We start from the raw sequence: 14,165 nt of genomic DNA, 5'->3' as shown, positions 1-14,165 counted from the left end.
GCACAGCGTGGGAGCGGGCTTGCCCCGCGATAGCGATTACAACACCACCCGCAGACACTGCCCCGCGTGATACAGCGAGAACCCCGACTCGTAGAACGCCGTGCGCAACGACGGCGCGCTCACCGGCCTCATCGGCGAGAATGGAATCGGCAGGCTGTCCGGATCATCCTTGAGCAGGAACTCGGCAAACGCCCGGCCGATCACCGTGCCGGTGGTGTTGCCGCGCCCGTTGTAGCCGGTCACCGCCACCAGCCCCGGCGCCGGTTCGAACAGGCGCATCAGGTGATCCGGGGTGAAGTCGATGCAGCCGGTCCAGTGCATCTCCCACTCGACCTTGCCCAGCGCCGGGTAGTAGTGGCTCTGGATACGGTCGGCCCAGCTGCGCACGAACCAGGCCGGCTTGTTGTCGACCCGGCCGAGGCTGCCGAGCAGCAGGCGGCCATGGTCGTCGCGGCGGATGCTGCTGAGCACGGTGCGGGTGTCCCACGAGCCCTGGCCATGGGGCAGGACCTTGTCGGCGGCGGCGCCATGCAGGGGCTTGGAGGCGACCTGGTAGTAATAGCCGCGGAAGAAGTGCTTTTGCAGGTTGCTCCAGTCGCCTTCGGTGTAGGCGCCGGTGGAGATCACCACCTTGTCGGCACGCACCGCGCCGCGTGCGGTCTTCACTCGCCAGGCGTCGCCATCACGCTCCAGGCACTCTACCGAGGACTGCTGGAACAGCTTGCCGCCCAGCCGGTTCACGGCGGCGGCCAGGCCTTGTGTATAGCCCATGGGGTTGATAGTGCCGGCGCGGCGGTCGAGCAGCGCGGCGGAAATCTTGTCGGTACCGCAGTATTCCTGGCAGTGCGCGCCGGTCAGCAGCTCGACGTCGGCGCCGCGCCGGGTCCACTGCTGGTGGCGGGCCTCGAGGTCGGCGATGCCGGTGGCGTTGTGCGCCATGTGCAAGGTGCCCTGGTGCCGGGCCTGACAGTCGATACTCAGGCGCTCGATCATGGCGAATACTTCACCCGGGGCCTCGCCCAGCACCTTGTTCAGGCGGGCGCCCTGCTTGTGGCCGAGAGTGGCCTCGACGTCGTCGGGGCGGATCCAGGTGCCGGCGTTAACCAGGCCGACGTTGCGCCCGGAGCCGCCGTGGCCGATCTTCCAGGCTTCCAGCAGGATCACCGACTTGCCCTGCTCCAGCAGGTGGATCGCCGCCGACAAGCCGGTGATGCCGCCGCCGATCACGCAGACATCGGCCTTGTGCTCGCCGGCCAGGGCCTGGGCGGCGACGGTCGGCTGGGTGACGTGTTCCCACAGACATTCTTGACGCAGTTCGGACATGGCCGGCTCCAGCAATTGTTCTTATTGCCTCTGGGGCCGCTTCGCAGCCCTTTCGCGACACAAGGCCGCTCCCACAGGAATCGCGCCGAACCCTGTGGGAGCGGCCTTGTGTCGCGATTCGGGGGCGTCAGCCCCCGCCCACGATCATCAGTCGAACACGATGCCCTGCGCCAGCGGCAACTCACGCGAATAGTTCACGGTATTGGTCTGCCGGCGCATGTAGCCCTTCCAGGCGTCCGACCCGGACTCACGCCCGCCCCCGGTCTCCTTCTCACCCCCGAACGCCCCGCCGATCTCCGCGCCGCTGGTGCCGATGTTGACGTTGGCGATGCCACAATCGCTGCCCGAGGCGCTCTGGAAACGCTCGGCCTCGCGAATGTCGGTGGTAAAGATGCACGACGACAGGCCTTGCGGCACCTCGTTGTTCAGGCGCAGGGCCTCTTCGAAGTCGTCGTAGGCCAACACGTAGAGGATCGGCGCGAAGGTCTCGTGGCGGACCACGTCGCTCTGGGCCGGCATCTCGGCAATGGCCGGCGACACGTAGTAGGCGTTCGGGTACTGGTCGGCCAGCTGACGCTCGCCACCGAACACCTGGCCACCCTCGTCGCGGGCCTTGGCCAGCGCGCCCTGCATGGCATCGAACGACTGCTTGTCGATCAGCGGGCCGACCAGGTTGTCCTTGCGCGGGTCACCGATGCGCACCTTGCCGTAGGCGGCTTTGACGCGGGCGACCACTTCGTCCTTGATCGAACGGTGAACGATAAGACGGCGCAGGGTGGTGCAGCGCTGGCCGGCGGTGCCGACGGCGGAGAACAGGATGCCGCGCACGGCCAGGTCGAGGTCGGCGCTCGGGGCCAGGATCATGGCGTTGTTGCCGCCCAGCTCGAGAATGCTGCGGCCGAATCGCGCCGCGACACGCGGGCCGACTTCACGACCCATCCGCGTACTGCCGGTGGCGCTGACCAGCGGCACGCGTGGGTCGTCGACCAGGGCTTCGCCGGCTTCGCGACCACCGATCACCAATTGCGCCAGGCCAGCCGGCGCATCACCGAAGGCCTTCACGGCCTTGTCGAACAGTGCCTGGCAGGCCAGGGCGGTCAGCGGGGTCTTCTCGGACGGCTTCCACACCACGGCGTTGCCGGCCACCAGCGCCAGCGCGGTGTTCCACGCCCATACCGCCACCGGGAAATTGAAGGCGCTGATCACCCCGACCACGCCCAGCGGGTGCCAGGTTTCACGCATGTGGTGGCCCGGACGCTCGGAGGCGATGGTCAGGCCGTACAGCTGGCGCGACAGGCCGACGGCGAAGTCGCAGATGTCGATCATTTCCTGCACTTCGCCCAGGCCTTCCTGGGTGATCTTGCCGGCTTCGATGGAGACCAGTTCGCCGAGGTCGGCCTTGTGTTCGCGCAGCACCTCGCCGAACAGGCGCACCAGCTCGCCGCGACGTGGGGCCGGCACGCTGCGCCAGGTTTCGAAGGCCTGTTGCGCCTGGTCGATGCGGGCAATGGTGTCGGCCTTGCCGAGCAGTTTCACCGAGGCGATGCGGCTGCCGTCAATCGGGGTGTGAACAGGGTAGTCGCCCTGGGTGTGAGCCGCGGCGGCAACGCCAAGACGCTCGAGCAGTGCAGCAACCATTGTGCTTCTCCTTTCATCGGGTGAAGGGGTGGAAAAGGATGTGGGTCAGTATTAATCCGATTACACAGGTGCAACAAACGACCTTTATTCCGCATATCATTCCGCCAGGTAATGATTTCAGCCGCCGAGACCGCTTATGTCCAAACGCCTGGTTCCGTCCATGACCGCCCTGCAGTGCTTCGAGGCCGCAGCCCGCCACCTGAGCTTCACCCGCGCCGCCGAGGAGCTGCACCTGACCCAGAGCGCGGTGAGCAAGCAGGTGGCGCAGCTCGAGGAGATGCTGCGTCACCACCTGTTCCTGCGCATCCGTCGACGCTTGCAGCTAACCCCCGCCGGCAGCCTGTACCTGGCCGAGGTGAACAAGATCCTTACCCAGGTGGACATGTCCAGCCGCTATGTCCTGAGCTATGGCTCGCAGACCGAAGTATTGAAGGTAGCCACTCAACCGAGTTTCGGCGTGCGCTGGTTGATTCCGCACCTAAAAGGCTTCGGCAAGCGCCACCCGAACATCCACCTGGATATCCGCAACGAGATGGAGCCGTTCTCCCTGCTGCAGGGGTCGGCCGACGTGGTGTTCTTCTATGGCCAGGGCACCTGGCCGGGGGCGACCTGCGTCGAGCTGTTCGGCGAAGAAGTGGTGCCTGTGTGCGCGCCGGAACTGTTGCAAGGCCGCACGCTGCCTGACGCGGGCGCGGTGGCGGAGCTGGTATTGCTGCAGAGCACCTCGCGCCCGGAGGCCTGGCACGCGTGGTTCCTGGAGCAAGGGCTGCACACCGACAACAGCTACCACGGGCCACGCTTCGACACCTTCTACATGGCCTTGAGCGCGGCGCAGGCGGGGTGCGGGGTGGCGCTGGTGCCGCGGTACCTGGTGGCCCGGGAGCTGGCCGAGGGCAGCCTGGTGCTGGCCTGGGACCATGCGATGAAGAGCAGTGGCGCGCATTATCTGGCGTATGCCGAGCATGCGGCGGAAGTGCCGAAGGTGCGGGCGTTGGTGGAGTGGGTTCGCGAACAGTTGCAGGCTTGAGATTGCCGGGGCTGCTTTGCGGCCCCATGGTCCTCAAGGTCGATCAATTATGGAATGAAACCCGCACTTTTTTTCGCTTGTACGCCAGCTCCATTCCCAGTTTTCATGTAACTGTCCTCCACTCACCCAGGAAGCTTGCGATGCCCGCCCATGATTTCGTCAGCCCCGACAGCATCCGCGCGCAGTTCTCTGCCGCCATGTCGCTCATGTACAAGCAGGAAGTCCCCCTGTACGGCACGCTGCTTGAGCTGGTGAGCGAGACCAACCAGCAGGTCATGGCCGCACAGCCCACGGTGGCCGAGGCCCTGCGCTGGACCGGCGAGATCGAACGCCTCGACCAGGAACGCCACGGCGCCATCCGCGTGGGCACCGCCGAGGAACTGGCCACCATCGCCCGCCTGTTCGCGGTGATGGGCATGCAGCCGGTCGGCTACTACGACCTGAGCTCGGCCGGCGTGCCGGTGCACTCCACCGCGTTTCGCGCCGTGCATGAACAGTCGCTGCACATCAGCCCGTTCCGCGTGTTCACCTCGCTGCTGCGCCTGGAGCTGATCGACAACCCGCAACTGCGCGCACTGGCCCGGGGCATCCTGGAGAAACGGCAGATCTTCACCCCCCGCGTGCTCGAGCTGATCGCCCAATGCGAACGCGACGGCGGCCTGGACGCAAGCGATGCCGAGGCCTTCGTCCAGGAGGCATTGCACACCTTCCGCTGGCACCAGGACGCCACGGTCAGCGCCGAGCAGTACCAGCAGTTGCACGACCAGCACCGGCTGATCGCCGACGTGGTGGCGTTCAAAGGCCCGCATATCAACCACCTGACCCCGCGCACCCTGGACATCGACGCGATCCAGCTCGGCATGCCGGCCAAGGGTATTCCGCCCAAGGCCGTGGTCGAGGGGCCGCCCACCCGGCGCCAGCCGATCCTGCTGCGCCAGACCAGCTTCAAGGCCCTGCAGGAGAAGGTCGCCTTCAGTGATGCCCAGGGCAGCCACACGGCGCGTTTCGGCGAGATCGAACAGCGCGGCGCGGCGCTGACGCCCAAGGGGCGCCAGCTGTACGACCGGCTGCTGGATGCGACCCGTGAAGCTTTGGGCGGCGCACCGGCGGAGGCCAATGCCGAGCGATACAGGGCGCTGCTCGCGGAGCACTTCGCCGAGTTTCCGGATGACCTGGGGCAGATGCGCGAGCAGGGGCTGGCGTACTTTCGCTACTTCGCCACCGAGAAAGGCCTGGCCGAGCGCGGGCAACAGGATCGCCCGACCACCCTGCAGGGGCTGATCGACGCCGGGCACGTGCATTTCGAGGCGCTGGTGTACGAGGATTTCCTGCCGGTGAGCGCGGCAGGGATCTTCCAGTCCAACCTGGGGGACGATGGCCAGGCCGACTATGGCAGCAACGCCAACCGCGAGGCCTTCGAGCAGGCGCTGGGGTTGCAGGTGCAGGATGAGCTGGCGCTGTATGCGCAGAGCGAGCGCCGGTCGTTGCAGGCGTGTGCGCAGGCGTTGGGGCTGGGGACGCTGTAGTATTTGAAACCGCTGGGGCCGCGTTGCGGCCCGTTCGCGACACAAGCCCGCTCCTACATGGGAACGCGCTCGCCTGGAGCGGCCTTGTGTCGCGCAAGGGCTGCAAGGCAGCCCCAGTGCACTAGCGGTGAGTGCGGAACCGATCCACTTCCTGGCGCAACTGCCCCGCCAGCCCCTCCAGCTCGCGGGCCGTCATGGCCAGTTCATTGGCCACATCACGCTGCTCGCTGTTGGCCTGGGCGATGCTCTGCAGGTTGCGGCTGAGCACCGTCGCGGTGCTGCTCTGCTCCTGGGTCGCGGTGCTGATCACGGCGAATTGCTCGCCCGCCACCCGGCTCTGCTCGTCGATGCGCGCCAGGGCTTCGGCCACCTTGTCGTTGCGTGCCAGGCCTTCCTGCATCAGCTGATTGCCCTGCTCCAACGTGCTGATGGCATGGCCGGTCTGCTGCTGGATGCTGGCGATCATGCCCGAGATCTCGTCGGTGGCCTGGCGGGTGCGCGCGGCCAAGCCACGAACTTCGTCAGCGACCACGGCAAATCCACGACCCTGCTCGCCGGCCCGCGCCGCCTCAATGGCGGCGTTCAGCGCTAGCAGGTTGGTCTGCTCGGCGATCGAGGTGATCACGCCGACAATCCCACCGATCTCCTGCGAACGGGCGCCCAGGGTGTCCATCACTCTGGCGGTGCCACCCAAGGCCTCGGCGATCTGCCGCAGGGAAACCGAGGCTTCATCCATGGCGCTGCGTCCGATGCGGGTCTGCTGGGCATTGTCGCGGGCCATGCGCTCGGTGCCGGCCATGTTGTCGGCGATGTTCATCGACGTGGCGCTGAACTCCTCCACCGCGCCGGCCATGCTGGTGATCTCGCCGGACTGCTGGTCCATGCCCTCGCAGGCACCGGACGACAGGCCCGACAACGAGCGGGCACGGCCACTGACCTGGTCGGAGGCAGCACGGATATGCTCGACCATGGTCGCCAGGGCCTCACCCATCTGGTTGAAGCTGCGGGCCAGCTGGCCGATCTCGTCATGGCTGGTGACGCTCAGGCGAGCATTCAGGTCGCCGGCGCCGAGGGCTTCGGCCTGGCGCACCAGGTCGCCCAGCGGGCGCAGTTTACGGCGCAGCAACCAAAGGGTGGCGGCCACGGCCAGCAGCATCGCCAGCACGCTGCCGATGGCCAGGCGCAGGCCAACGCTCCAGGTCACGTCGCGGATCTCGCCCTCGGGCATGCTTGCCACCACAGTCCACGGGCCCTCGGCGAACGGCTCGGTGACGCTGAACACCGGCTCGCCGGCACCGGCCCAGAACTGCCCTGCCCCCGGTTTCAGCGCCTTGACTACCTGAGCCGCCGCCTCGCCGTCACGTACCTCGGCCGGCGGCACCAGCCACTTGCCTTGCTCGTCCAGCAACGCCAGCGAGCCGGTCTGGCCGATGCGGAAGCGCTTGAGGTTGGCGAACTGGGCGTTCTGCGCATCGGTGTAGTCGAAGCCGACGAACAGCACCGCGATCACCCGGCCACCGCCGTCACGCACCGGCACGTAACGGGTCATGTAGTTGCGCTCGAACAGCACGGCGCGGCCGACATAGGTCTGCCCGGCCATCAGCTTGGCGTAGGCCGGATGCTGGCGATCGAGCTGGGTGCCGATGGCGCGGCTGCCGTCCTGCTTGGTCAGGCTGGTGCTGATACGCACGAAGTCGTCGCCGCTGCGCACGAACAGGGTCGCGACCCCGGCGGTCATCTGCTGGAACTCGTCGACCTGGCGGAAATCGTTGTTCAGCAGGTGGTCGCCCAGGTACAGCGCCGGTGTCGCGGCACCGGCGACGTTGACCGTCTCACCGGCGTGCAGCGCCAGCCCCGAGGCGAATCGGCGCTCGAACAGGCCGCTCAGGCGCTGGGTGTTGTCCTTGAGCGAGCCGTGGAAGGTGTCGAGCTGGTCGGCCAGCAGCCGCGCCTCGCTGGCCAGATGCGCCTGGCGGGTGGTGAGGTTGGCGTCGTCCAGCGAACGCAGGGCGAACAGGGTGCTACCGGTGATCACCAGCGCCAGCACGATGGCGAGGGCGATCCCGAGCTGCGAGGCGATTCGGGCACGCGGTTGAGACATGGCAAGGCTCCTGGCAAGAGGCCGGGATCGTCCTGATCACGCTGACCGCCCGCTGCATATCGACGGGGAATCGCGTCCTCTTCCGGGACGCTGGTGCAAGTTGATCGGCGTCTGTAGGAAATACTTGAGTGCTGGACCGGGATATTCGCAAACGTTTTCTTGCTGTGGCCCGCGATGGTTATCAACCTTGCGCCGACAGTACCTGCACAACCGGCAGGTCCATTGCCGCCGCCTCCTCCTGCAGGAACACACTCAACCTGCGCAGCCGCTCCCCGCCCGGCCGGGTCCGCGGCCACACCAGGTAGTAGTCCATGCCACTGGCCACCGCAGTCGGCCAGGGCAGGCTCAGCCGGCGCTGGGCCACGTCCTCGGCCACCATCAGCAGGTCGCCCATGGAGATCCCATAGCCCCGTGCCGCGGCGATCATGCCCAGTTCCAAGGTATCGAACACCTGCCCGCCCTTGAGCGAGACCTTGTCGGTCAGCCCCATGCGCGCCAGCCAGGCACGCCAGTCACGCTTGTCCGGCGTGGGGTGCAGCAGTTCGATGCCCGCCAGGCGCCGTTCGTCCCAGGGCGCGTCATCGAGCAGTTCCGGCGCGCCCACCGGGATCAGCAACTCGGAGAACAGCCGGCGCACCTCCCAGTCTGCCGGAAAGCTGCCATCGCTGAGCAGCACCGCGCAGTCGAACGGCTCCTGGTTGAAGTCGACATGATCGACATCCATCCAGGCGCTGGTCAGCTGCACCTCGTTGCCCGGCTGCAGGTGGCGAAAACGGCTCAGGCGCGCCAGCAGCCAGCGCATGGTCAGGGTCGAGGGCGCCTTCATGCGCAGGATGTCGTCCTCGCCGCGCAAGGTATCGCAGGCCCGCTCCAGCGACGCGAAGCCGTCGCGCACACCGGGCAGCAGCATGCGCGCGGCTTCGGTCAGTTGCAGGCTTCGCCCGCTGCGTATGAACAGGCGGCAGGCGAAATGCTCCTCAAGGGTGCGGATATGCCGGCTGACCGCGCTCTGGGTGATCGACAGTTCTTCACCGGCACGGGTGAACGAACTGAGCCGGGCGGCAGCTTCGAATGCGCGCAGCGCATAGAGCGGAGGCAGTTGGCGGGTCATGGCGCACCTGTTAGGCGGGGCGTAGGTCGGATGCACAGGATCATACATCCATGAGTCAGGCTCATGCCTGTGATCGCATTTATCCTTTTGTGCAAAGCTGACCGAGGCCTCAGAATCGACGGCTCGCTTCCCCGACTCATCCAGAAGGACCGCCCCCATGCATGTCGCGCCCACCACTGAACTCAAGGCTTTGCTGCGCCTGGCCGGGCCGCTGATCGCCTCGCAGTTGGCGCACATGCTGATGGTACTCACCGATACCCTGATGATGGCCCGCATCAGCCCGCAGGCCTTGGCCGGTGGCGGCCTGGGCGCGGCGAGCTATTCGTTCGTGTCGATCTTCTGCCTGGGTGTGATCGCCGCGGTCGGCACGCTGGTGGCGATCCGCAAGGGCGCCAACGACACCGAGGGCGTCACCCGCCTGGCCCAGAGCGGCCTGTGGCTGGCCTGGGGCTTGGCGTTGGTCTCGGCGCTGGTGATGTGGAACCTCAAGCCAGTGCTGCTGCTGTTCGGCCAGAAGCCGGAGAACGTCGACTCGGCGATGCAGCTGCTCACCCTGCTGCCGCTCGCCCTCCCCGGCTACATGACCTTCATGGCCCTGCGCGGCTTCACCAGCGCCCTGGGTCACTCGACCCCGGTGATGGTCATCAGCCTGGTGGGCACAGTGTTCAACTACCTGTTCAACCATGCGCTGATCGAGGGCATGTTCGGCCTGCCCAAGCTCGGGCTGATGGGCATCGGCCTGGTCACCGCCGTGGTGACCCTGGGCATGGCCATCGCCCTCGCGCTTTATATTCGCTGGCACAAGGCCTATGCCGCCTACCCGCTGCGCAAGGGGCTGTCGCGCCCTTCCCTGCCGGCACTGCGCGAGCTGTGGCGGCTGGGCCTGCCGATTGGCGGTACCTATATGGTCGAAGTGGGCCTGTTTGCCTTCGCCGCCCTGTGCATGGGCGTGCTGGGCAGCACGGAACTGGCGGCGCACCAGATCGCACTGCAGATCGTCTCGACCGCATTCATGGTCCCGACCGGTCTTTCGTATGCGGTGACCATGCGCGTCGGCCTCTACTATGGTGCCGGCAACCTGTTGGCGGCTCGCAGCGCCGGGCGCGTGGGTATCGGCTTCGGTGCCTCGCTGATGTTCGCCTTCGCCGCACTGTTCTGGTTGTTGCCGGACGCCCTGGTTGGTTTGTTCATCGACCGTAACGACCCGGCCTTCGCGGCGATCTTCATGCTGGCGGTACAGTTGGTGATGGTGGCGGCATGGTTCGAGCTATTCGATGGCGTGCAGACCATCGCCATGGGCTCGATCCGTGGCCTGAAGGACGCCAAGACCACTTTCCTGATCGGCCTGGTGTGCTACTGGCTGGTGGGTGCGCCGAGCGCGTGGCTGTTCGCCTTCAACCTCGGCGGCGGCGCGCAGGGGATCTGGTGGGGGCTGGCGCTGGGCCTGGCCTGCGCGGCGGTGGCGTTGACGTTCGGCTTTGAGTGGCGGATGAAGCGGTTGCTGGGCAAGGCAGAGCGGGCGCGGGGGGCGGCGGTGTCGGTTTGAGGGGTTTGGGGGCGCTGGGGATCACGTGATGGCGGACAAGTACCTGGCGCTGCAACTGTACCGTCGAACACCTTGAAGTAAAAACCGTCTAAAACTGTACTACTGTACCGCCATAAACATCACTTTCTGTTCACCACTTCCCTACTACCTCCACAAAACCGCACCAAAAAAGCGCACACCAGTACAGTTTTGCCAATAACAAGTGCAACAGTCCCTTCCAACAGTTAACTGCCCCCTCACAATACACCTGAACTGTACCTACTGTTCTGGACGAGAGAAGAGGAAGATGGGCACCAGTTAAATCACTCCCTAATGCCGCCACAAGCGGAAGGATGACATATCATGGAACGTACCCTCAGTTCCGACCTGGTTTTCGAAAAAGCCCAAGCTTCCAACGCCGCCCTGCCGCTGCGCGTCCTGTCCACCCTGGTACTGTGGCAGCGCCGCATGGCCAGCCGCCGCCAGCTGGCGCGCCTGGACTCCCGCCTGCTGGCTGACGCCGGCATCAGCGAGTCGCAGCGCTACGAAGAGCTGAGCAAGCCGTTCTGGCGCTAAGCGCCGGACGCCGGCCCAGGCCGGCACCGCAAACTCACAAGAACCCGTTGCAGGAAACTGCGGCGGGTTTTTTGTTTCAAGGCCCGGACTAGAGCATTCGCACGACCAAACATAACAGTTTTTATAACTTACAAATCGACAGGCACAGTTACTATTTGTGATCTTTTCTCGAGCCAAATGGCCGAACCAGCGCGTGTTACGCTTGTCTTACGCGCCTGGCAGAGAAAAGTACCGTGACGAGCCAAGCGAGCGTCCGATAAGCAGAACCATCCAGACCCTGTGCAGGAGTCCCCGACCATGTCCCGTTATCACCTGTTTGGCGCCGCCTTGCTGCTGTCGCTCGCCGGCGCGGCCAATGCCACCAGCTTCGTCGTCACCACCGACGCTGTGGTAGGCGCAGTAGCCGCCTCCACCGACGCCACCTCCGACATCTCCTCCTCGTTCCGCGACGACAAGATCGTCAAGGCCGCCCGTGACGATGCCGCCAGCTTCGTTGGCAGCGACGGCGCCATTCGCGGCGCCAAGCTGGAGAGCGCGTTCGCGCATATTCGCCAGCAACTGCCGGAGCTGCAGGCCAGCGACGCGCAACTGGCCCGCGCCATCCTCGCCATCTGAGCCCCGCACCGCCCGGATTCACTGGCCCCGCCCGTGGATCCGGGGTAGCCTTCGCAGCCCGAGATCATCGCCAGACCGCCCATGCGTTACCTGTTGCCTTCACTGTTCGCCCTGGCCTGCATGAGCAGCGCCCAGGCCATGGATACCACCACCCAGAGCCTGGTCATCAGCGGCTACGTCACCAGCCAGGTTACCGCCGCGCCGTTCGACCGCAAGCTGGTCGCCGCCGCCCGTGACGACGCTGCCGCATTCGTCGCCAGCGACGGCCGGATCCGCGGCGCGCGCCTGCAGGCGGCGCTGGACATGCTGCATCAGGACCTGGCCCGGCCTTGCGTCGGCGACCGTGAACTGGCCGAAGCGATTCTCGTCCAATAACTACATTCGACTCCCCTGTACTTCCGGAGATGCTCCATGCGTAAACCGCTGATCGCCGCCACCCTCGGCATGCTGCTGCTCGCCGACCTGGCCCAGGCCCACACCCTGGTGGCCACCAGCAACATCATCGTCCGCGCCTTTGGCCGTTCGATCGATTTCACCTCCGACACCACCACCTCGATCCGCGACTCGAAAGTGGTGCGTGAAGCCCACGACGACGCCGCCAGCTTCGTCGCCAGCAACGGTGATATCCGCGGCGCCCAGCTCGAGGCCGCCTTCGACACCCTGCGCGCCCGCGTCCCCGAGGCCCGTGACGCCAGCGACCAGGTGCTGGCCGAAGCCATCCTCGCCCTGTGAAGCGCGTGCGTGCCTGGCTGCTGGGCTGCGCCCTGACGCTGCTCGGCACGCCCGCCCTGGCCGACCTGCAGCTGGTGCTGCAGCGCGACGGCCTCGACCCTGCACAACAGCAGGCGACCCAGACGTTGCTCGACGAAGCCATGGCCAAGCTGCCACCGCGCTTCAAACAGCAATTGGACCGGCAAATCCTGGTCGGCTGGACCGAGCGCATGCCCGAGGACGCCTACGGCCAGGCTTCTCCGGTGGCCAGCCTGGAACTCAACCGGCGCCTGCTGCCGGGCCTGGTCGACGGCAGCGCCGCCCGCGAGAAGACCAACCGTCCCCACGGCACGGTCCGCGAGGAATTGCTGGCCACCGTGCTCCACGAACTCACCCATATCTATGACCGCGCGCGCCTGTGGCCGGACGCCGAGCGCCAGCTGATCAGCCGCTGCAAGCGCCAGCAAGGCGCTCTGGGCAAGGTCGGGCTGCCGCAGGACTGCCGTGGCCAGGCCGAACGCCGCTTTACCCTGAGCGACGACCCGCGCCTGCTGGATTTGGCCGGCTGGCCACAGTACGTCGGCCGGCGCGGCGAGCGCGAGCAGCACAACGGCCAGCTGGTGCGCAGCCCGGATCCCTACGAGCTGAGCAGCCCGAAAGAGTTCATCGCGGTCAACATGGAATACTTCCTCCTCGACCCGAGCTACGGCTGCCGTCGCCCTGCGCTAAACCAGTACCTGCGCGACCATTTCGGCTGGGCGCCGCAACAGGACACCTGCGCCAGGGGCCTGCCGTTCCTCAATGCCGGCAACGATTTCGCCCGCCAGCCATTGGGTGAGATCGACCCGGAGCGGGTCTACGAGGTGGACTACCTGCTGGCCGAAGCCAACCAGAACTGGGTCAGCCGTTGGGGCCACAGCATGCTGCGCCTGGTGATCTGCGCCCCGGGCCGCCCGCGCGGTCCAGCCTGCCGCCTGGACCTGGACCAGAGCCTGGTGCTGTCGTACCGCGCCTTCGTCAACGACGTGCAGCTGTCCAGCTGGGACGGCCTGACCGGCGCCTATCCCTCGCGGCTGTTCGTGCTGCCGCTGGGGCAGGTGATCGACGAATACACCAAGACCGAGCTGCGCAGCCTGGCCTCGGTGCCGCTCAAGCTCAGCCGCGGCGAGATCGAGAACCTGGTGCGCCAGGCCGCCGAGATGCACTGGAGCTACGACGGTAACTACTACTTCCTGTCCAACAACTGCGCCGTGGAATCGCTCAAGCTACTGCGCAGCGGCACCGGCAACCCGCGCCTGAACGACCTTGACAGCATCATGCCCAACGGCTTGCTGGAGGTACTCAAGGGCAGGGGACTGGCCGATACCCACGTGCTCGACGACCCGCGCGAGGCACTGCGCCTGGGTTATCGCTTCGACTCTTATCGCGACCGCTACCAGGCAATGTTCGAGGTGCTGCGCAAGCAGTTGCCGATCAAGCAGACGAGCGTGGAAGACTGGCTGGCGCTGGACGCCGAGCAGCGCCGCCAATGGTTCGACCGCGCCGACCTGCGTACCAGCGCGGCCTTGCTGCTGCTCGAGCAGGCCGGCCTGCGCCGCCAGCTGCTGCTGGCCCAGGACGAGGTCAAGCAACGCTACCTGAATGGCCGGGCGCTCAAGGACGGCAGCTTCGACAAGGCCAACGAAACCTTGCAGGCGATGCTGGCCAACAGCGGCTTCCTCAGCCGCCCGGCGGAATTGCTGGGGGCAGGGGGCTACGGCCTGCCGCAGCCTGCCGAGCGCAAGCAGCTGGAGCAGGTGAGCAGCGAGCGCCAGGCGCAGCTGCTACGGCTGAGCACCGACCTGGACCAGCAGGTGAGGGCGCTGCTGGGGCCGGAACGGGGCAGGGAGATCAAGGCCGTGGAGGCCAATATCAAGCAGGTGGGCGAGCATCTGCGGGCGTTGCACAAGGCGGCCGGGGGGTTGCAGCTGCCCTAGCGCATGGCGATAAGGCCGAACAGAGGTAGCACGATG

At 66.4% G+C, this 14,165-nt stretch carries 12 protein-coding genes and 1 pseudogene; 8 read left to right on the top strand and 5 right to left on the bottom strand.

Features of this window, described 5'->3' with window-relative positions; genetic code table 11:
- Positions 1 to 36: 36 nt before the first annotated feature.
- Together amaA and amaB are read right to left on the bottom strand one after the other, a co-directional pair.
- Entirely contained in the window at positions 37 to 1,323 is a 1,287-nt protein-coding gene (gene amaA / locus AC25ND_RS06440; protein ID WP_486976169.1) for an L-pipecolate oxidase, read from the bottom strand.
- 147 nt (positions 1,324 to 1,470) lie between these two features.
- On the bottom strand, positions 1,471 to 2,961 hold the full coding sequence (gene amaB, locus AC25ND_RS06435; protein ID WP_182321965.1) for an L-piperidine-6-carboxylate dehydrogenase: 1,491 nt from the start codon (positions 2,959 to 2,961) through the stop codon (positions 1,471 to 1,473).
- 136 nt (positions 2,962 to 3,097) lie between these two features.
- Here amaB and AC25ND_RS06430 point away from each other — a divergent pair, with 136 nt between their 5' ends.
- Positions 3,098 to 3,988 carry a LysR family transcriptional regulator gene (locus tag AC25ND_RS06430; protein ID WP_028688642.1) on the top strand — a complete coding sequence of 297 codons (891 nt, stop codon included), beginning with the start codon at positions 3,098 to 3,100 and terminating at the stop codon, positions 3,986 to 3,988.
- Between the two features lie 140 nt (positions 3,989 to 4,128).
- Entirely contained in the window at positions 4,129 to 5,514 is a 1,386-nt protein-coding gene (gene hglS, locus AC25ND_RS06425) for a 2-oxoadipate dioxygenase/decarboxylase HglS (protein WP_182321966.1), read from the top strand.
- A gap of 121 nt (positions 5,515 to 5,635) precedes the next feature.
- Here hglS and AC25ND_RS06420 read toward each other — a convergent pair whose 3' ends face one another.
- The 3 genes and pseudogenes from AC25ND_RS06420 to AC25ND_RS06410 all read right to left on the bottom strand — a co-directional run bounded on the left by AC25ND_RS06420 (position 5,636) and on the right by AC25ND_RS06410 (position 8,726).
- Complete coding sequence (locus AC25ND_RS06420; protein ID WP_371877808.1) at positions 5,636 to 6,367, bottom strand: methyl-accepting chemotaxis protein; 732 nt, start codon at positions 6,365 to 6,367, stop codon at positions 5,636 to 5,638.
- A 135-nt stretch (positions 6,368 to 6,502) separates the two neighbouring features.
- A pseudogene (locus AC25ND_RS06415) lies at positions 6,503 to 7,615 on the bottom strand (Cache 3/Cache 2 fusion domain-containing protein); the annotation flags it as partial.
- 181 nt (positions 7,616 to 7,796) lie between these two features.
- Positions 7,797 to 8,726, bottom strand: coding sequence for a LysR substrate-binding domain-containing protein (locus AC25ND_RS06410; RefSeq protein WP_028688645.1), 930 nt, complete (start codon positions 8,724 to 8,726; stop codon positions 7,797 to 7,799).
- A gap of 157 nt (positions 8,727 to 8,883) precedes the next feature.
- Between AC25ND_RS06410 and AC25ND_RS06405 the strand changes: the two genes are divergently transcribed.
- The 6 genes from AC25ND_RS06405 (at position 8,884) to AC25ND_RS06380 (ending at position 14,129) form a co-directional block, all read left to right on the top strand.
- Positions 8,884 to 10,272 (top strand): NorM family multidrug efflux MATE transporter, encoded by a 1,389-nt coding sequence (locus AC25ND_RS06405; protein WP_050703226.1) that lies wholly within the window; start codon positions 8,884 to 8,886, stop codon positions 10,270 to 10,272.
- 342 nt (positions 10,273 to 10,614) lie between these two features.
- Positions 10,615 to 10,827, top strand: coding sequence for a DUF1127 domain-containing protein (locus tag AC25ND_RS06400; protein WP_028688647.1), 213 nt, complete (start codon positions 10,615 to 10,617; stop codon positions 10,825 to 10,827).
- 297 nt (positions 10,828 to 11,124) lie between these two features.
- Complete coding sequence (locus AC25ND_RS06395) at positions 11,125 to 11,442, top strand: DUF2388 domain-containing protein (protein ID WP_028688648.1); 318 nt, start codon at positions 11,125 to 11,127, stop codon at positions 11,440 to 11,442.
- 81 nt (positions 11,443 to 11,523) lie between these two features.
- Entirely contained in the window at positions 11,524 to 11,817 is a 294-nt protein-coding gene (locus tag AC25ND_RS06390) for a DUF2388 domain-containing protein (protein WP_062359958.1), read from the top strand.
- Between the two features lie 36 nt (positions 11,818 to 11,853).
- Positions 11,854 to 12,174 carry a DUF2388 domain-containing protein gene (locus tag AC25ND_RS06385; protein WP_011531558.1) on the top strand — a complete coding sequence of 107 codons (321 nt, stop codon included), beginning with the start codon at positions 11,854 to 11,856 and terminating at the stop codon, positions 12,172 to 12,174.
- The gene (locus tag AC25ND_RS06380; protein ID WP_207851246.1) at positions 12,171 to 14,129 is read left to right on the top strand and encodes a DUF7844 domain-containing protein; all 1,959 of its coding nucleotides are present in this window, start codon (positions 12,171 to 12,173) and stop codon (positions 14,127 to 14,129) included. The genes AC25ND_RS06385 and AC25ND_RS06380 overlap by 4 nt, the downstream gene beginning before the upstream one ends.
- The last annotated feature ends 36 nt before the right edge of the window (positions 14,130 to 14,165 follow it).

This window comes from Pseudomonas sp. P110(2024) (genome assembly GCF_057480795.1).
The sequence above is the reverse complement of the archived record's forward strand: the minus strand, read 5'-3'. Positions and strand labels throughout refer to the sequence as shown.